The following is an 18035-nucleotide window of genomic DNA, read 5'->3' on the forward strand; positions in this document are numbered from 1 at the left end:
ACCAGCCACGACGGCGCAGCAGCCGACCGACAGCCCTACCGCCGTTCCCTACCGTCGGCCGAGACGCTCCCTTGCCCTCCCTCGTCGCACCCACCTAGCCTGACTTTGTGCCGCTGATATACAAATACCGGACGGACGACAGCACCACCCCCGACAGCACGCTCACCCGCCTCCGTATCGCCATCACCGTCTTCTTCGCCCTCGACGGCTTCGTCTTCGCCGGGTGGGTCGTCCGCATCCCGGCCATCAAGGAGCAGACGGACGCCTCCGCCAGCGCCCTCGGCCTCGCCCTTCTCGGGGTCTCCGGCGGAGCGGTCGTCACGATGATCCTCACCGGCCGCCTCTGCCGTCGCTACGGGAACCACCGGGTCACCGTCGCCTGTGCCGTCCTTCTCTGCCTCAGCGTCGCCCTGCCGCCGCTCACCCACTCCGCCCTGGCACTCGGCGCCGTCCTGCTGATCTTCGGCATGGCCTTCGGCGGTATCAACGTCGCCTTCAACAGCGCCGCCGTGGACCTGGTCACCGCGCTGCGCCGCCCGATCATGCCGAGCTTCCACGCCGCCTTCAGTCTCGGCGGCATGATCGGCGCCGGTCTCGGCGGGCTGGTGGCCGGGGTGCTGTCCCCGACGCGACACCTGCTCGGCCTCACCGTGATCGGCCTGCTCGTCACCGCCGTGGCGGGCCGCACCCTGCTGCGCATCCCGCCCCCGACTCCGGCACCAGCACCAGCGGAGAGCGCGTCGCCGCAAGAGCCGAAGCCCCGCCGCCTGGACAGGCACACGCGAGCCCTCGTCATCGTTTTCGGGCTGATCGCCCTGTGCACGGCCTACGGCGAAGGAGCCCTGGCCGACTGGAGCTCCCTGCACCTCGAACAGGATCTGCACGCCTCCCCCGGCGTCGCGGCGGTCGGCTACTCCTGCTTCGCGCTCGCCATGACCATCGGCAGGCTCACCGGCACGAGGCTGCTCGAACGGCTGGGCCAGACCCGCACCCTGATCTCCGGCGGCACGATCGCCGCCGTCGGCATGCTCCTCGGCGCCCTCTCGCCGACTCTGTGGGCAGCCCTCCTCGGCTTCGTCGTCACCGGGCTCGGTCTCGCCAACCTCTTCCCGGTCGCCGTCGCACGCGCGGGCGCGCTGGCCGGCCCCGACGGGGTCGCGATCGTGTCCACCCTCGGCTACGGCGGCATGCTGCTGGGCCCGCCCGCCATCGGGTTCATGGCGGACTGGTTCTCCCTGCCCGTCGCCCTCACCAGCGTCGCGGCGCTGGCCGCCACGGCAGCCGTCATCGGATTCGCCACCCGAAGTGCGGCGGAGCGCTGACGCCCCGCGCACGTCGGCCCGTATTGTCCGGGCGCAGGAGCGCCCTCAGGTCCGCCCCCGGCACGCTCAGCTCTCGGACGGCGTCAGCACCACGAAGTCCGCGCCGGACGGATCGAGGCAGACGGCCAGCCGCCCCACCCCCTCCGCGTCATCGGGCCCCATCTGCACACTGCCGCCGTTCTCCGTGACCTTGGCGACCGCCGCGTCGCAGTCGACGACGTTGAAGACCGGATGCCAGTACGGCCGCCCGCCGGCCAGCGCGAGGTGTTCCGCGGGGAGTTCCATGAGGCCGCCCTGCATACGCTCCTCCGGCAGCCCGGCCGGGGTGATCAAGGTGTACGTGCCGCCACCGCCCGGCATCGGCATGTCGCCGAACCGCCAGTCGAAGACACCACCGTAGAACTCCTGGGCGGCTGCCGCGTCGAGCGTGTACAGCTCGGTCCAGGAGAGCGAGCCGGGCTCGTCGGCCAGCTCGAAGCCCGCGTTCTTGCCCGGCTGCCAGATCGCGAACTGGCCGCCCAGCGGGTCGTCGAACTGGGCCATCCGACCCCAGTCGTCGAGGTCTCTCGGTGCCACCCGCACCGTGCCGCCCGCTCGCTCGACGGCCTGGGTCGTGGCGTCCGCGTCGGCGACGGTGAAGTAGATCATCCAGGCCGAGCGCGCACCCTCCTCGGTGAGTCTGCCGAGCCCGCCGACGATCTTGCCGTCCTTGCGGAACATCCCGCCGTCCAAATCCTCGCCGCCGCCCATGGACTCGTACTCCCAGCCGAGCACCGCGCCGTAGAAGGCCGCGGTCGCCCGGACATCGGGGGTGCCGAGGTCGAGCCAGCAGGGGGAACCGGGAGCAGCGTCAGTGGTGATCACGGTGATTCCCTTCGCAGGTCCTTGTGCCACCACCAGCCTGACACCCGGCACTGACAATCGCCCGTCGGCTGCCGTGAGCTGGGAAAAGAGGCGCCGCACGCTCCGGGTGCAGGGTCCCGGCGGATCAGCCGGCCGCCCGGTACATGGTCTCGTCGAAGTCGGCGTGCAGGCCCGCACCGCTCAGGTCCCAGGCCCACAGCCCGACGAACGCCCCCGTGAACCCCAGGGACCGGATCCGCCCGTCCACGATCTCCTCGGCGTGCTCGTCGGACAGGACGGTGGCGTCGAGGGACGGGCCGACGGGACGCCAACCGGGGCCGGTGTCGTACCGGAAGCGGAGCGTGCCGCCGTCCAGGTCGACGCCGAGCCGGAGCCGCGTGGTGTCGCCGAGGCGCACCTCGCCCGCCTCGTCGACGCTGACGGCACCCCGGTCGCAGCTCGCCACGCGCAGCACCGTGTCGCCCTGGTCGTCGGCGGTGAGGTGCAGGTAGTACCAGGCGCGGGAGTTGTAGTACGCGGTGATCCCGGCCAGTTGCTGGACGCCGTACGGCCGGTACTCCACCGTCGCCTCGAACGCACAGCGTGCCGCCGTCACCCGGCGGGCGACCAGGCTGGCGCCGGTGAGGCTCTGCGGGGAGCGTCCGCCGCGCAGCCGTAGATGCGAGGGGCGCTCGGTGAGCGAGAGCCAGTCGGGGGTGGCCGGGCGGCGCAGGGTGGACCAGTCGGGGCCGAGGGCCGGCCGGTCGAAGCCGTCGTACTCGCGCGGGCGCACCTCGGTGCTCCCCGGCGGAGCGTCGTCCGCGAGCGGCAGGACGGGGGCGGGGACCTCGACGGCGGGCAGGCCGGTCGGGGTGCGGGGCCAGTCGTCGGAGGTCCAGGTGACGGGGGTGAGCGCGGTCTCGCGGCCGAGTACGCAGGGCCCGTGGCGGCCGTGCGGCCGGGCGACGAGATACGCCATGTACCACTCGCCGCCGGACGTCTCCACCAGGCTGCCGTGCCCGGCCTTCTGCAGGGGCAGGTCCGGGTGGTCGCGGGCGGTGATCAGCGGGCCGAAGGGGTCGCGCTCGTAGGGGCCGGTCAGGGTGCGCGAGCGGGCCACGGTGACCTGGTGGTCGTAGCCGGTGCCGCCGTCGGCGGTCAGCAGGTAGTACCAGGGGCCGCGCCGGTAGATGTTGGGGCCCTCGATCCAGCCCGCCTGCGGCGGCAGCACGATCCTCGTCGGATCGCCGGTCGGGCGGCGCGTGGCACGATCGTACGGCGTCGCCTCCAGGCCCGCCGAACCGCCGTGCCCCGGACGCCAGTCGTGAACCATGTTCACAAGCCAACTCCCTTCCCCGTCATGAAACAGCGACGCGTCGAAGCCACGCGCGTGCAGGGGTACGGGGTCGGACCACGGGCCCTCGATCGACGGGGCGGTCGTCAGGTGGTTGGGGCTGTCCGTGAAGCCGCCCGCGTAGGTCGACACGTTGCTGTAGACGAGGTGGAACAGTCCGTCGACGTGGGTCAGGTTCGGCGCCCACACGCCACCGGAGTCCGGCCGCCCGGTCAGCTCAAGGAGCCGGGTGCTGTCGAGCGCCCCGCCCAGCGACCGCCAGCGCACCAGGTCGCGGGAGTGGTGCAGCCGTACGCCCGGATACCACTCGAACGTCGAGGTGGCCACGTAGAAGTCCCGCCCCACCCGGACGATCGACGGATCGGGGTGCGAGCCGGCCAGGACGGGATTACGGACGACCCGCGCGGTCGGCTGCCCCATGAACGCTCACTCCCCTTGCCGAAGATCGGATGATCAAGGGGGACCGTAGTGTCGAACACGTTCGCAAGCAACGATCTGCCCTGCCCTGTCCTGTGGCGGCTACCCGCCCTCGCGCCGCGAAACCCGGTTGCCGGGCCGGAACACCACTGCGAGAGTCACGACCATGTCTGCCCTCACCCCGTCCTTCTCCGCATACGACGGAACCGAGCTGGCCTGTCGCGTACTCGGCGAGGATCGGACCGGGCCGCCGCTGGTCTGTCTGCCCGGCGGCCCGATGCAGACTTCCGTCTATCTCGGGGACCTCGGAGGTCTGTCCGCGCACCGGCGCCTGATCATGCTCGACCTCCGGGGCACCGGCCGCTCGGCGGTACCGGCGGACCCCGCGTCGTACCGCTGCGACCGTCTCGTCGACGATGTGGAGGCGCTGCGCGAGCACTTGGGCCTCGACCGGCTGGACCTGCTCGCCCACTCCGCCGGTACGAACCTGGCCCTGCTCTACGCGGCCCGGCATCCCGAACGCGTCGGCAGGCTCGTGCTGATCACCCCGAGCGTGGCGGCCCTCGGCATCACCGTCACCGGGGACGTCCGCATCGCGACGGCACGGCTGCGCCAGGACGAGCCGTGGTTCCCGGAGGCGCTCGCGGCCCCGGAGGCGCTCGCGGCCCTGGAGGCGCTCGTCGCCGGACGGCCGGACGCCGACACCTTCCAGGCCATCGCCCCCTTCTGGTACGGCCGTTGGGACGACACCGCCCGCGCCCACCGGGCCGCGGAGGACCACCAGCGCAACGACGAGGCGGCAGCCGTCTTCGCCGCCGAGGACGCCTTCGACCCGCCCGCCACCCGGGCAGCCCTCGCCCGGCTCACCGCACCGGTCCTGGTACTGGCCGGCGAGGCCGACCTCAACTCCCCGCCGCCCGCGGTGACCGAGGTCTCCGCACTGTTCCCGCAGGCCCGACTGGCCGTCCAGCAGGGCGCCGGACACTTCCCGTGGCTCGACGACGCGCAACGGTTCACGGCGACCACCGAAGCTTTCCTGAGCTAGCGAACCACCACATCCCCGAATGGAGACCGCATTGACCAGACCGACCAGCTCGACCAACTCGACCGCATCGATCGAGACCGCGCGATTCGTCGAACTCCTGGACGCGGAGGGCCAGTTGCTCGCCGATGCCGCCGAACGGGCGGGTACCGGCGCCGAGGTGCCGACCTGCCCTGGCTGGCAGGTGCGCGACCTGGTGCTGCACACGGGCGTGGTGCACCGCTGGGCCACCGGGTTCGTCGCCGAACGGCACACGTCACCCTCCCCCTTCGGCGACCTGCCCGACCTCGACGACGGCGCGCTGCTCACCTGGTTCCGGGAGGGCCATCGCACCCTCGTCGAGACCCTCGCCGCGGCCCCGCCCGACGTCGAGTGCTGGAGCTTCCTGCCCGCCGCCTCGCCCCTCGCGTTCTGGGCCCGTCGGCAGGCCCATGAGACGGCCGTCCACCGGGTGGACGCCGAGTCCGCCCTCGGCCTCGCACCCACCCCGTTCGACCCGGAGTTCGCCGTGGACGGTATCGACGAGCTGCTGCGCGGTTTCCACGCCCGCCCGAAGAGCCGGGTCCGCACGGACGAGCCCCGGACACTGCGGGTCCGGGTGACCGACAGGGACGACGCCATGTGGACCGTACGACTGTCGTCGGAACCGCCGGCGGCCGAACGCACCACCGGTCCGGAAGCGGATTGCGAGCTGTCCGGCCCCGCCGCCGCCCTCTACCTGGCCCTGTGGAACCGGCGGCCGTTCCCCACCGTGACCGGCGACCCCGCGCTCGCCGCGCTCTGGAAGGAGAAGTCCGCCGTCATCTGACCGCGACCGACACCGAGCCGAGATTTGTTGCATCAACATTAAATGCACTTACATTCGATGCATGTGCATGTACTGTCGCCGTCATGACCTCTCCGCTCACCACCCCGGCGTCCGACGGACGCTGGACTCCCCGCCTTTGGGGCACCCTGCTGGTGCTCTGCGCAGCGATGTTCCTGGACGCGCTGGACGTGTCGATGGTCGGCGTCGCGCTCCCCTCCATCGGCTCCGAACTCGGCCTCTCCACCTCGACGTTGCAGTGGATCGTCAGCGGCTACATCCTGGGATACGGCGGCCTCCTGCTCCTCGGCGGCCGGACCGCCGACCTGCTCGGCCGCCGCCAGGTGTTCCTGGTGGCACTCGGCGTCTTCGCGCTCGCCTCGCTGCTCGGCGGGCTCGTCGACTCGGGCCCGCTGCTGATCGCCAGCCGTTTCATCAAGGGCCTGAGCGCCGCCTTCACCGCCCCGGCGGGCCTGTCCATCATCACGACGACCTTCGCGGAGGGCCCGCTGCGCAACCGGGCCCTGTCGATCTACACCACCTGCGCGGCCACCGGCTTCTCGATGGGCCTGGTGCTCTCCGGCCTGCTCACGGAGGCGAGTTGGCGCCTGACCATGCTGCTCCCCGCGCCGGTCGCCGTGCTCGCGCTGATCGCGGGCCTCAAGCTGCTGCCGCGCAGCGAACGCGAGAAGGACCACGACGGCTACGACATCCCCGGCGCGATCCTCGGCACCGCCTCGATGCTGCTGCTGGTCTTCACGGTCGTCCAGGCTCCCGAGGCCGGCTGGGCCTCGGCCCGCACGCTCCTCTCCTTCCTGGCAGTCGCCGTACTGCTGACCGTCTTCGTCCGCGTCGAACAGCGCTCCGCGGGCCCGCTGATCCGGCTCGGCGTGCTGCGCTCAGGGCCTCAGATCCGCGCGCAGTTGGGTGCGATGGCGCTGTTCGGCTCGTATGTCGGATTCCAGTTCCTGGTCACCCTGTTTCTCCAGTCGCTGCTCGGCTGGTCGGCCCTGCACACGGCGCTCGCCTTCCTGCCCGCCGGGGCGGTCGTCGCGCTGTCGGCGACGAAGATGGGCGCGATCGTCGACCGGTTCGGCACCCAGCGGCTGATCGTGGCGGGCTTCGCGCTGATGATCACCGGGTACGCCCTGTTCCTGCGCGTGAGCCTCGACCCGAGCTACGCCACCCTGATCCTGCCGTCGATGCTGCTGATCGGCGGGGCCTTCGCGCTGGTCTTCCCCTCGCTGAACATCCAGGCCACCAACGGCGTCGACGACCATGAACAGGGCATGGTCTCCGGCCTGTTGAACACCTCGGTCCAGGTCGGCGGCGCGATCTTCCTGGCCGTCGTGACGGCGGTGGTCACCGCGGGCACCCCGGACAACCCCTCGCCGCAGGCGGTCCTCGACGCCTACCGCCCCGGTCTGATCGTGGTGACGGGCATCGCCCTCGCCGGCCTGCTGGTCACCCTCCCCGGACTGCGTACCCGGCGCCCCGGGCAGTCCGTGGTCGTCGCCAAGTCCCCTCAGCGGCAGGAGGACACGACGACGACCGAGCGCGTGGCCGCCCGCGACTAGGAAGAGACCTGTCCAACTTCCGTGCCCGGCCGGTGGCTTGCCCGGCCGGGCTCCCGCCTGTTTGACTCACCGGATGGACAGTCACGGGGGACATCACGGGGAGCATGTGGGGCAGGGCCGTACGCGAAGCCCCCAGGCCCGGCGGGACGCGGTCACGATCGAGATCGGATACGCCCTGTGCAGTGCCGTGTTGCTGGCGGCCCTCGTCTTCGGGGTGGTGGCCGGACCGGCCTTGGTCTTCGGACTGTCGGACACCGTGCGGGACGTGCTCGTCGCCGCCGGGGCGACGCTGGGTGCCGTCCTGTTCATGGCGCGCGTGGTGAGCGTACTGATCCGCTTCACCCGTGAGATCGACAGCGGTGTCGCGACTCAGCCCAGCCAGCCCGGCCGTACCAACCCCGACTCGTAGGCCAGCACGACCAGTTGGGCCCGGTCGCGGGCGCCCAGTTTCACCATCGTGCGGCTCACATGGGTCTTGGCGGTGAGCGGGCTGACGACCAGGCGGCGGGCGATCTCGTCGTTGGAGAGGCCGATGCCGACCAAGGCCATCACCTCCCGTTCCCGCTCGGTGAGCCCGGACAGGGAGTCGGCGGCTGCCGGTTCCTTCGAGCGGGCGGCGAACTCGCCGATCAGGCGCCGGGTGACCCCGGGCGAGAGCAGCGCGTCGCCCGCGACCACCGCCCTTACCGCGCGCAGGAGTTCGTCCGGTTCTGTGTCCTTCACCAGAAAGCCGGAGGCACCGCTGCGGATCGCCTCGAAGACGTACTCGTCGAGTTCGAAGGTGGTCAGCATGACCACCCTGACGTCGTTCAGCGCCGTGTCCTCGGTGATGCGGCGGGTCGCGGCCAGGCCGTCCAGCACGGGCATCCGGATGTCCATCAGGACTACATCGGGGCGCAGTTGGCGTACGCCGCGCAGCGCCTCCTCCCCGTCGGCGGCCTCCCCGGTCACCTCGATGTCTGGCTGTGCGTCGAGCAGCGCCCGGAACCCCGCGCGGACCAACGACTGGTCGTCGGCGAGCAGTACACGGATCACCGGTCCTCCTTCGCCCTGAGCGGCGGCACTTTGTGGGGCGGCATCTTGAGGGGTGGCAACTTCAGCGGCAGCACCGCCAGGACCCGGAAACCGCCGTCCACGCGCGGCCCCGCCTCGATCGTGCCACCGAGGGCGGCGGCCCGCTCCCGCATCCCGGCCAGCCCGTTCCCGCTGCCGCCCGCGTCGGCGCCGGTCGCGGGCCCGTCGTCGTCGACCCGCAGCCGCAGCGCGCCGTCCGCCTCGTCGACCTCGACCAGCACGCGCGCGTGCCGCGAACCCGAGTGCCGTACGACGTTGGTGAGGGCCTCCTGCACGATCCGGAAGGCGGCCAGATCGGCACCCGGCGGCAGCTTCGGCACCTCGCCCCGCACCTCGACGGTGAGCCCGGTCCCCGCCGCCTGTTCCACCAGCTCGGGCAGCCGGTCGAGCCCCGGCGCCGGAGTGCGTGGCGCGTCCCCCGGCGTACGCAGCTTGTCTAGCACCTGCCGTACCTCCCCGAGCGCCTCCTTGCTGGCCGCCTTGATGGTGGTGAGCGCGCTGCGGGCCTGCTCGGGGTCGGAGTCGAGCAGCGCGAGCCCGACCCCGGCCTGCACGTTGATCACCGAAATGCTGTGCGCGAGTACGTCGTGCAGCTCCCGCGCGATCCGCAGCCGCTCCTCGTCCGCGCGCCGCCGGGCGGCCTGGGCGCGCTCGGCCCGCTCCCGCTCCCACTGCTCCCGCCGCACCCGGACCAGCTCGGCGACCGCCACGATGGCCGCCACCCAGGCGGCGACCACGATCTCCTGCCCCCACCCTGCGGGCTCGTCCCCGGCCGGCGGCAGCCAGCGGTACAACCAGTGCGCGATCAGCACATGCCCGGCCCAGAGCATCCCGACGGCCACCCACGCGGCCCGGCGGTGCCCGGCGACGACAGCGCTGAAGCAGCCCACCGCGACGGTCAGGAAGACCGGCCCGTACGGGTATCCGGCGCCGAGATAGACCATCGCGGCGGTGGCGGTGCCGAAGACGACGAGCACCGGGTGCCGTTGCCGCCACAGCAGCAGTCCCGAGCCGAGGACCAGCAGGACGCGCGCGAAGAGGTCCAGGTCGGCACGCTCGCCCACCTGCTGCTCGGCGGCGTACGTCGAACCGGCGAGCACGAAGACGGTCAGCAGGACGGTCGAACGCCAGGGCCAGCGCCCGAGGCCCGCATCCGCCCCCGGGCCGTCCTCCCCGTACCGGCGGCCCCACCGGGGCGGCCCGTGTCCCGGCCCCCACCAGCGGGGCGGCCCTCCCCCGGGTCCCCGTACGCGCTGCTCGTCCATGCCGGCCACGCTAGACGGCCCGCCCCGCCGACGGCGTCCACCGGGCGAGGTGAGCGGGCGTACTCCCCCGGAAGTACGGCCACCGGTGCCGTGCGCTCCCTACGGATTCCCCGGGAACACCAGCCCCACCCCATGGCCGATCCGGCTCACGGAGTACCGGAAGAACGTCTCCCGGTCCTCCACCACGCGGTTGAACTGGCCGAACAGCTCGAACCCGATCAGCCCGAACACCTGCGCCCAGGCCGCGACGAGCGCCACCGACACCTCCGCCGGCAGATCCGGGGCTAGGTCGGCGGCCAGCCGATCGGCCTCGGGGCGCAGTTCGGCGGGGATCGGCGTACGCGCCACACCGACGCTGCGGTGGGCGTCGCGCACGATGCCCATCAGCAGCAGCCCGACGCGCGAGGCGGCCGGCACCGTCGTGTCGGGCGCCTGGTAGCCGGGTACCGGCGAGCCGTAGATCAGCGCGTACTCGTGCGGACGCCGGAGCGCCCAGCCGCGCGCCGCCTCGCACACCGCGACCCAGCGGCGCAGCGGGCCGACGTCCGCGACGGCGGCGTGGGCGGTCTCGGCGGCCTCGCCGAGGGAGTCGTAGGCGTCGATGATGAGAGCGGTCAGGAGGTCGTCACGGCTGGGGAAGTAGCGGTACAGCGCGGAGGAGACCATGCCGAGTTCACGGGCGACGGCCCGTAGCGAGAGTTTGGCGGCGCCGTCCGCCGCGAGCTGTCTGCGCGCCTCGTCCTTGATCGCCGAGGTGACCTCGATCCTGGCGCGGGCGCGGGCTCCTTGTGCGGTGCTCATGGGGGTGAGTGTTCCATGTTTTCGGAGCAGTGCACACAAACGAGAGCACCGAACTAAAAAGAGAGCAGTGCTCTTGCATTGGATCGCCGATCTCCGGCACACTGCTCTCAAGCGAGAGCAGTGCTCTCGCTTGAGAGCGCCGCTCTCCCACACTCTCTGACTCCAGGAGCACACCATGACGTCGCCGTCGGCCCACTACATCAAGCCCAACCCCTTCGACCGCGCCCTCAACAACCTCATCGGCTGGCTCGCCCGCCGCGGCGTGAGCCTCATGGGCAGCGCCGAGCTGTCGGTGCTCGGCCGCAAGAGCGGCGAGTGGCGCAAGGTGCCCGTCAACCCGCTGCCGTACGAGGGCGGCCCCTACCTCGTCTCGGCGCGCGGCCACTCCGAGTGGGTGCGGAACATGCGCGCGGCGGGCGGCGGACGACTCAAGGTCGGGCGCCGGGTCCAGGAGTTCACGGCGGTCGAGCTGCCGGACGCGGAGAAGACCGTCGTCCTGCGCACCTACCTCAAGAAGTGGGGCTGGGAGGTGGGCCGCTTCTTCGGCGACGTCACCGCAGACTCGACCGACGAGGAACTGCTCGCCGCCGCCCCCAAGCACCCGGTCTTCCGGATCACCGTCAAGCCGTGACCGCCGACGGTATGTGCCGTCACTCCTGCCGTGCGCGTCAGGGCCGGTCGAGCGCGGTGAGGGCGCGGCCGGCCATCGGGTGGGTGCGTACCAGTTCGCCCAGTGAGGTGGAGCCCCGGGTGATGTCCCGGAAGGCGTTCCACGCGGGCCGGAAGCCGGTCAGGGCGGCGTGGAAGACACCGGGACGCCGCTCGAACGCCTTCAGCATGCTGCGCCCGACGGCCATCTCGACACCGAGCCCCGCCTTGATGGCGAACGCGTAGTTCAGGGCCTGACGGCGGGTGTCCACGGCGTCGTGCGCCTCCGCGATCCGGACCGCCCACTCCCCCGCGAGCCGCCCCGAGCGCAGCGCGAACGAGATGCCCTCCCGGGTCCACGGCTCCAGCAGCCCCGCCGCGTCACCGCACACCAGGACCCGACCGCGCGAGAGCGGCGAGTCGTCGGCACGGCAGCGCGTCAAGTGGCCGGAGGAGATGCTCGGTTCGAAGCCGGCCAGCCCCAGCCGGGCGACGAAGTCCTCCAAGTACCGCTTGGTGGCCGCGCCTTCACCGCGCGCGGAGATCACGCCGACGGTCAGTGTGTCCCCCTTGGGGAACACCCACCCGTAACTGCCGGGCATCGGGCCCCAGTCGATGAGCACCCGCCCCTGCCAGTCCTCGGCGACGGTCTCAGGCACCGGGATCTCCGCCTCAAGGCCCAGATCCACCTGGTCGAGTTTCACCCCGACGTGTGCTCCTATGCGGCTGGCACTGCCGTCCGCGCCCACGACCGCGCGGGCGAGGACGGTCTCGCCGCCCTGCAGCACCACGGCGACCGTCCGCCGGTCCGGCACCGCCGAGCCGTGCTGCTCGACCCGCGACACCGTGACGCCCGTACGCAGTTCGGCGCCCGCCTTCTGGGCGTGCTCGACGAGCTGCTGGTCGAACTCCGGCCGGTTGATCAGGCCGAACAGCATCTGCTTGGAGCGCCGGGTGCGGGTGAAACGGCCGTTGTTGGAGAACGTGACCGCGTGCACCCGGTCCTGGAAGGGCAGTTCGAAGCCCGGCGGGAGCGAGTCGCGCGAAGGACCGATGATGCCGCCGCCGCACGTCTTGTAGCGGGGCAGTTCCGCTTTCTCCAGCAACAGCACACTGCGGCCCGCGACCGCCACCGCGTACGCGGCCGAGGCCCCAGCCGGTCCCGCGCCCACCACGACGACGTCCCACACCTGCTGCGCCACGTCGTCCGCCGAAGAGTTCTCGCTGCTCACGATGGTCTGCTGCTCCTGATCCATCCGCCTGCCGCACCTGTTCCTCCGCATCCTACGGCGGGCGTCGCCACAGTCCGCTGTGGGAGGATCACAGCACTACATTCGTACAACGTCGCACCCACAAGGAGCGTGCCCATGTCCTCGAATCCGGTCGCCGAGACCGTCGCCTCCCTCATGCCGAGGGCCCGGGCGGAACTCACCGAACTGGTGGCGTTCAAGTCGGTGGCGGACTTCGAGCAGTTCCCGAAGAGCGAGAGCGAGGCCGCCGCGAACTGGGTCGCCGACGCCCTGCGCGCCGACGGCTTCCAGGACGTGGCCCTGCTCGACACCCCGGACGGCACACAGTCGGTGTACGGCTACCTGCCCGGCCCCGAAGGCGCGAAGACCGTCCTCCTGTACGCCCACTACGACGTGCAGCCGCCGCTCGACGAGGCCGGCTGGGAGACCCCGCCGTTCGAGCTGACCGAGCGCGACGGCCGCTGGTACGGACGCGGGGCCGCCGACTGCAAGGGCGGCCTCATCATGCACCTGCTCGCGCTGCGCGCCCTCCAGGCGAACGGCGGCGTGCCGGTCAACGTCAAGGTGATCGCCGAGGGTTCGGAGGAAATGGGTACGGGCGGTCTGGAGCGGTACGCCGAGGAACACCCGGAGCTGCTCGCCGCCGACACGATCGTCATCGGCGACGCCGGCAACTTCCGGGTAGGTCTGCCGACGGTCACGTCAACGCTGCGCGGCATGACCATGCTGCGGGTCCGGATCGACACCCTCGAAGGCAACCTGCACTCGGGCCAGTTCGGCGGGGCCGCGCCGGACGCGCTGAGCGCGCTGATCCGCGTACTCGACTCCCTGCGGGCCGAGGACGGCACGACGACGGTCGACGGACTCACAGACGAGGCGTCGTGGGACGGACTGGTCTACGACGAGGAGCAGTTCCGCACGGACGCAAAGGTGCTCGACGGCGTCGACCTGATCGGCACCGGCCCGGTCGCCGACCGCATCTGGGCACGCCCCGCGGTCACCGTCCTCGGCATCGACTGCCCACCGGTGGTCGGCGCCACCCCGTCCGTACAGGCGAGCGCCCGCGCACTGGTCAGCCTCCGCGTACCGCCGGGCGTGGACGCGGCGGCGGCCACCAAGCTCCTGGAGGCCCACGTCACGGCACACACGCCGTGGGGCGCGCGCGTGAGCATGGAACAGATCGGCCAGGGCCAGCCGTTCCGCGCGGACACGACCAGCCCGGCATACACGGCGATGGCGGAAGCGATGTCGGTCGCGTACCCCGGCCAGGAGATGCAGTACGCGGGCCAGGGCGGCTCGATCCCCCTCTGCAACACCCTCGCGTCGCTCTACCCCCAGGCCGAGATCCTCCTGATCGGCCTGAGCGAGCCGGAGGCCCAGATCCACGCGGTGAACGAAAGCGTGTCCCCGGAGGAACTGGAACACCTGTCGGTGACGGAGGCCCTGTTCCTCCGCAACTACGCGGCATCCTGACCCACCCGAAAGCCCCGAAGGCCGGACAGCCAGGGCGGCAGCCCGGCCAGGGTTGCGCCCCTAACCGGGGGCGCGGCCTTGGCCATCGGCCGACGTTCGGCGCCGCAGCGGAAGTCGTCGTGATCCGGGCGCGGCAGGCAGGACCGGGACCTGCCCAGCGGCCCGTCGCAGGCGCCCGCGGCGGCGGGATCGGCGTGCCGGAAGCCGCTCACCCGCGTCGGCCGGCTCCCGGTCGCACCCCGCACTCCACGTTCCGCAGCCCCGCCCCCCCTACTCCACCCCGACCTCCCCCACCGCCACCCCCGCCTCCAGATACAGCGCAGCCCCCCGCTCACGCGCCCGCAGGGCCCCGCGCAGGCGTTCGTAGCGAATCGGTGGGAGCAGGTCCGCGGCCTCCTCCTCGCTCACGAAGCGGCAGTCGCGGAGTTCGGGGCCCGGCAGCAGCAGGCGGCCGGCCTCGGTGCTGTCGAGGCGTCCGCCGTCGAAGAGGAGGCGCAGGCCGCCGTAGCCGGGCGGTGCGGGTGGCTCCCAGTCGATGACGAGGAGACGGGGTACGTCGGTGAGGTGGATGCCGGTCTCCTCGGCGACCTCGCGGATGCCCGCGCGCGCGGGTGCCTCGCCCCGTTCCACGACACCGCCGGGGAACTCCCAACCGGGCTTGTACGTCGGGTCGACGAGCAGCACCCGGTCCTGCTCGTCGAAGAGCAGGACCCCGGAGGCCACCGTCTCGCCGGTGGGTTCCGGGGTCTGCACGATGTCGCACACGGGCGCGGTCCCGGCGCTGACGGCCTCCGCGATCCGTACCGCCGTCTCGTACGGCGTGAGCGCGCTGGTGTCGACCGGGTGGGCGTCGACGGTGAGCCAGGAGGCGAGCGCCGTCCGGTACGGCTCGATCTGGTCGTACGACCACTGCCGTATCCGTATCTCGCCGTCGGGGAGGTCGGGCGGGACCTCCCGGGCGGCTATTCGCTCGCGCAGGATCGTTTCCGCCGGGGCGAGGAGCACATGGCGGACCGTGATGCGGCGGGCGGCGAGGCCGCCGAAGATCTCGTCGCGGTACTCCTGCCGCAGGAGCGTCATGGGCACCACGAGGGTGCCGCCCAGCTCGGCGAGCATGGCGGCGGCGGTGTCCACGACGAGCCGGCGCCAGATCGGCAGGTCCTGGAAGTCGCCGACCTCGGCGAGGCGCTTGGGCGGCAGCAGTTGTGCGAGTGCCCCGCCGATGACCTCGGGGTCGAAGAGCGTGCTGTTCGGGATCAGTTCGATCAGTTCCCGTGCGGTGGTGGTCTTTCCCGCACCGAACGCGCCGTTGACCCAGACGATCACTTTTCCCCCTCTTCTGTTGGACCCCTGAGGCTTGCCCGCTCCACCCTGCCACGGAAACCAGATCACGTTGAGGCCGCAGACACAGTGGCGCCGGTGCCCCGTCACACGGAACACCGGCGCCACTGCGAACACTTCCGGCACGTCAGCCGGTCGTGCTGCCGCCTCCCACCGCGTCGTCGTCCACGGCCAGGCTGTCGCTGGCGACGGTGTGGTCGAGGGCGCTGAGGGTGTCGTCCACGTTCAGATCACCGAGGGCGTCGGCCCCCAGGCCGTGGGACGGGGTGATCGCCGCGACGACGAACCCGGTGGCGAGTGAGGCGATGGCGAGCATGCTGCGCTTCTTCATGCCCGGTTCAACTGCCGAACCCGGGCGGGGGTCACGCCCAGATCCACTCCCGCTCCACTCCCACCCCTCCTCCACCCATCCCCCACCCTTCACTCGCCCTTCCCCCACTCCACGCCGACTCCGGCCAAGCCGCCCGGACATCGGAGGTATGGCCGCCCGCCGGTATACGGCCTACCGTGAACACACACCGATGACGCGGACATGACGTCATCCCATATCTCGCGAGTACGGAGGAACGTAATGATGCGTCACCTTCACACCCGCACAACCCCTCACAGAGTGATCGGAGCATTAGCCGCGACGGCACTCCTGTTCACCACCGGACTCACCGCCCCGGCTCTGGCCGCTCCCCCGCAAGCAGCACCCGCCCTCCCCACTCGATCCGCCGGCCCGGCACTCACCCCTCCGATGGGCTTCAACAACTGGAACTCCACCCACTGCCGCGCGGAGTTCAACGAGGCCATGGTCAAAGGGATCGCGGACATCTTCGTGACGAAGGGCCTCAAGGACGTCGGCTACGAGTACGTCAACCTCGACGACTGCTGGGCACTCCCACAGCGCGACGCCGACGGGAAACTCGTGCCCGACCCCGTCCGATTCCCCAACGGAATCAAGGCAGTTGCCGACTACGTGCACGCCAAGGGCCTCAAGCTCGGCATCTACACCAGCGCGGGCACGAAGACGTGCAACAGCGCGGGGTTCCCGGGAGCGCTCGGCCATGAGTACAGCGACGCCCGGCAGTTCGCGGACTGGGGCGTCGACTACCTCAAGTACGACAACTGCAACAACCAGGGCGTGGACGCCAAGTCGCGCTACACGACCATGCGCGACGCGCTCCTCGCGACCGGTAGGCCCATCGTCTACAGCATCTGCGAGTGGGGCCAGAACAAGCCCTGGGAGTGGGCGGCGGACGTCGGCCAACTGTGGCGTACGACCGGGGACATCAGCGACACCTGGGGTTCGATGCTGTCGATCCTCAAGCGGAACCTGCCCCTCGCCCAGTACGCCGGTCCAGGCCACTGGAACGACCCCGACATGCTGGAGGTCGGCAACGGCGGCATGACGGCGACCGAGTACCGCTCGCACTTCTCGATGTGGGCGATCATGGCCGCGCCGCTCCTCATCGGCTCCGACCTCAGGTCCGCCTCCGACGAGACCTTCTCCATCCTCGGCAACCGCGAGGTCGTCGCGGTCGACCAGGACCCGCTGGGCCGCCAGGGCACGGTCGTCTCGTCCGAGGACGGCGGCTGGGTCGTCGCCAAGGAGATGGCGGACGGCAGCCGTACGGTGGCCCTCTTCAACGAGACCGGCAGCGCCCGCCGCATCACGACGACCGCGACGGCGATCGGCCTGCCCGTGGCGGACGCGTACACCCTGCGCGACCTGTGGCAGCACCGCACGTACAACACCGCGGGCACCGTCTCGGCGACGGTCCCGGCCCACGGCACGGTCCTGGTACGGGTGACAGCCGACCCGCGCTGGTCCCACTACCCGCCGGCCGTCGAACTCGCCGTGGACAACGCGCTGTTGGTGGAAGCGGGCACGCCGACCACCCTCACGACGACGCTCACGGACCTGGGCCGCACACCCGCCAACCGCGTCTCGGTCGCGCTGACAGCCCCCGAGGGATGGGCAGTTCGCGCGAAGTCACCGACCACCGCCCCCGTCGTACGGCCAGGCACGTCCCTGCGCACCCGCTGGACGCTCACGCCGCCACAGGGGACGCCACCGGGCTCGTACGACCTTGCTCTCAGGGCGAGTTACCGCTCGCCGACGGGTGTGCGCGTCGCCACAGCCCTGCCCCTGACCGCGTCCGTCGTGGTGGCACCGCCCGTCGGCACCTCCTCGCTCGGCGACCTCCCGTGGCTGTCGGCCACCAATGGATACGGTCCCGTCGAGCGGAACACCAGCAACGGGGAGAGCGCGGCGGGCGACGGACATCCGATCACTGTCGGCGGGGTGGAGTACGCCAAGGGGCTCGGCGTCCACGCGTCGAGCGCCGTCGAGTTCTACACCGGGGCGGCCTGCGAGACGGTCGGCGCGGACGTGGGCGTCGACGACGAGAAGGGCACCAGAGGCACCGTCGCCTTCGAGATCTGGGCGGACGGCACGAAGGTCGCCTCGACCGGCGTCCTCACCAACGCCATGCCCGCCGAACACCTCACGGCCGAGGTGACCGGCGCCCGCACGATCCGCCTGGTCGTGACCGACGGAGGCGACGGCATCGACTCGGACCACGCGGACTGGGCGGACGCGACCGTGAGCTGCTGAGCCGACCGGTCAGCAGTAGGCACGAGGAGGGGGTGCGGGCGTCGGCCACTGAAGGATCGTTCCGGCCGACACCGACACCGACGCCGACATCAACACCGCGGCCGACGCTGGCGCCGACACCCAGCGCCGACACCCGCACCCAGCCCCGCCCTCGCACACCCGCACCCACCCGCGCCCTCGCACACCCACCCCCGCGCCCACACGTGCATCCGCCCCCGCCC

General features: G+C 71.6%; 16 protein-coding genes. 8 read left to right on the top strand and 8 right to left on the bottom strand.

The features are described from left to right. Nucleotides 1–107: 107 nt before the first annotated feature. A complete protein-coding gene (locus CW359_RS09105) occupies nt 108–1322 on the top strand; it encodes an MFS transporter (protein ID WP_232838315.1) in 1215 nt (404 codons plus the stop codon). A gap of 66 nt (nt 1323–1388) precedes the next feature. On the opposite strand, the gene CW359_RS09110 is transcribed toward CW359_RS09105, so the two are convergent. Both CW359_RS09110 and CW359_RS09115 read right to left on the bottom strand, forming a co-directional pair. Further along, nucleotides 1389–2186 (bottom strand): VOC family protein, encoded by a 798-nt coding sequence (locus CW359_RS09110; protein WP_105969308.1) that lies wholly within the window; start codon nt 2184–2186, stop codon nt 1389–1391. A 124-nt stretch (nt 2187–2310) separates the two neighbouring features. Then, nucleotides 2311–3939, bottom strand: coding sequence for a glycoside hydrolase family 43 protein (locus CW359_RS09115; protein ID WP_105969309.1), 1629 nt, complete (start codon nt 3937–3939; stop codon nt 2311–2313). A gap of 163 nt (nt 3940–4102) precedes the next feature. Here CW359_RS09115 and CW359_RS09120 point away from each other — a divergent pair, with 163 nt between their 5' ends. The 4 genes from CW359_RS09120 to CW359_RS09140 all read left to right on the top strand — a co-directional run bounded on the left by CW359_RS09120 (nt 4103) and on the right by CW359_RS09140 (nt 7769). After that, nucleotides 4103–4981, top strand: coding sequence for an alpha/beta fold hydrolase (locus CW359_RS09120; protein ID WP_105969310.1), 879 nt, complete (start codon nt 4103–4105; stop codon nt 4979–4981). Nucleotides 4982–5051: 70 nt separating this feature from the next. After that, a complete protein-coding gene (locus CW359_RS09125) occupies nt 5052–5786 on the top strand; it encodes a maleylpyruvate isomerase family mycothiol-dependent enzyme (RefSeq protein WP_105969582.1) in 735 nt (244 codons plus the stop codon). A gap of 83 nt (nt 5787–5869) precedes the next feature. Next, a complete protein-coding gene (locus CW359_RS09135) occupies nt 5870–7360 on the top strand; it encodes an MFS transporter (protein ID WP_105969311.1) in 1491 nt (496 codons plus the stop codon). 73 nt (nt 7361–7433) lie between these two features. Further along, nucleotides 7434–7769, top strand: a complete 336-nt coding sequence (locus CW359_RS09140; RefSeq protein WP_105969312.1) for a DUF6332 family protein — start codon at nt 7434–7436, stop codon at nt 7767–7769. Here CW359_RS09140 and CW359_RS09145 read toward each other — a convergent pair. From CW359_RS09145 to CW359_RS09155, 3 genes are all read right to left on the bottom strand, one after another. After that, nucleotides 7730–8395: a response regulator gene (locus tag CW359_RS09145; protein ID WP_105969313.1), complete on the bottom strand. Its 666-nt coding sequence runs from the start codon at nt 8393–8395 to the stop codon at nt 7730–7732. The genes CW359_RS09140 and CW359_RS09145 overlap by 40 nt on opposite strands. After that, nucleotides 8392–9699, bottom strand: a complete 1308-nt coding sequence (locus CW359_RS09150; protein ID WP_198655155.1) for a sensor histidine kinase — start codon at nt 9697–9699, stop codon at nt 8392–8394. The genes CW359_RS09145 and CW359_RS09150 overlap by 4 nt, the downstream gene beginning before the upstream one ends. Before the next feature lie 99 nt (nt 9700–9798). Further along, nucleotides 9799–10500: a TetR/AcrR family transcriptional regulator gene (locus CW359_RS09155; RefSeq protein ID WP_105969315.1), complete on the bottom strand. Its 702-nt coding sequence runs from the start codon at nt 10498–10500 to the stop codon at nt 9799–9801. Nucleotides 10501–10675: 175 nt separating this feature from the next. Here CW359_RS09155 and CW359_RS09160 point away from each other — a divergent pair, with 175 nt between their 5' ends. Next, a complete protein-coding gene (locus tag CW359_RS09160; protein WP_105969316.1) occupies nt 10676–11131 on the top strand; it encodes a nitroreductase family deazaflavin-dependent oxidoreductase in 456 nt (151 codons plus the stop codon). Nucleotides 11132–11168: 37 nt separating this feature from the next. Here CW359_RS09160 and CW359_RS09165 read toward each other — a convergent pair whose 3' ends face one another. Further along, a complete protein-coding gene (locus CW359_RS09165; RefSeq protein WP_105969583.1) occupies nt 11169–12380 on the bottom strand; it encodes a geranylgeranyl reductase family protein in 1212 nt (403 codons plus the stop codon). A 135-nt stretch (nt 12381–12515) separates the two neighbouring features. Here CW359_RS09165 and CW359_RS09170 point away from each other — a divergent pair, with 135 nt between their 5' ends. Next, nucleotides 12516–13871, top strand: coding sequence for a dipeptidase (locus CW359_RS09170; protein WP_105969317.1), 1356 nt, complete (start codon nt 12516–12518; stop codon nt 13869–13871). Nucleotides 13872–14141: 270 nt separating this feature from the next. On the opposite strand, the gene CW359_RS09175 is transcribed toward CW359_RS09170, so the two are convergent. Next, nucleotides 14142–15197, bottom strand: coding sequence for an NUDIX hydrolase (locus CW359_RS09175; protein ID WP_105969318.1), 1056 nt, complete (start codon nt 15195–15197; stop codon nt 14142–14144). A gap of 142 nt (nt 15198–15339) precedes the next feature. After that, nucleotides 15340–15543 (bottom strand): hypothetical protein, encoded by a 204-nt coding sequence (locus CW359_RS09180; protein WP_105969319.1) that lies wholly within the window; start codon nt 15541–15543, stop codon nt 15340–15342. Nucleotides 15544–15786: 243 nt separating this feature from the next. Between CW359_RS09180 and CW359_RS09185 the strand changes: the two genes are divergently transcribed. Next, entirely contained in the window at nt 15787–17814 is a 2028-nt protein-coding gene (locus CW359_RS09185) for an NPCBM/NEW2 domain-containing protein (RefSeq protein ID WP_198655168.1), read from the top strand. Nucleotides 17815–18035 lie beyond the last annotated feature (221 nt).

The sequence above is a fragment of the Streptomyces geranii genome (genome assembly GCF_002954775.1).
In the GTDB taxonomy this organism is placed as follows: domain Bacteria; phylum Actinomycetota; class Actinomycetes; order Streptomycetales; family Streptomycetaceae; genus Streptomyces; species Streptomyces geranii.

Coding starts and splice junctions, on each gene's coding strand:
- CW359_RS09115 (WP_105969309.1), bottom strand. CDS start 3,939: ATGGGGCAGCCGACCGCGCGGGTCGTCCGTAATCCCGTCCTGGCCGGC.
- CW359_RS09120 (WP_105969310.1), top strand. CDS start 4,103: ATGTCTGCCCTCACCCCGTCCTTCTCCGCATACGACGGAACCGAGCTG.
- CW359_RS09135 (WP_105969311.1), top strand. CDS start 5,870: ATGACCTCTCCGCTCACCACCCCGGCGTCCGACGGACGCTGGACTCCC.
- CW359_RS09140 (WP_105969312.1), top strand. CDS start 7,434: ATGGACAGTCACGGGGGACATCACGGGGAGCATGTGGGGCAGGGCCGT.
- CW359_RS09150 (WP_198655155.1), bottom strand. CDS start 9,699: ATGGACGAGCAGCGCGTACGGGGACCCGGGGGAGGGCCGCCCCGCTGG.
- CW359_RS09155 (WP_105969315.1), bottom strand. CDS start 10,500: ATGAGCACCGCACAAGGAGCCCGCGCCCGCGCCAGGATCGAGGTCACC.
- CW359_RS09160 (WP_105969316.1), top strand. CDS start 10,676: ATGACGTCGCCGTCGGCCCACTACATCAAGCCCAACCCCTTCGACCGC.
- CW359_RS09170 (WP_105969317.1), top strand. CDS start 12,516: ATGTCCTCGAATCCGGTCGCCGAGACCGTCGCCTCCCTCATGCCGAGG.
- CW359_RS09180 (WP_105969319.1), bottom strand. CDS start 15,543: ATGAAGAAGCGCAGCATGCTCGCCATCGCCTCACTCGCCACCGGGTTC.
- CW359_RS09185 (WP_198655168.1), top strand. CDS start 15,787: ATGCGTCACCTTCACACCCGCACAACCCCTCACAGAGTGATCGGAGCA.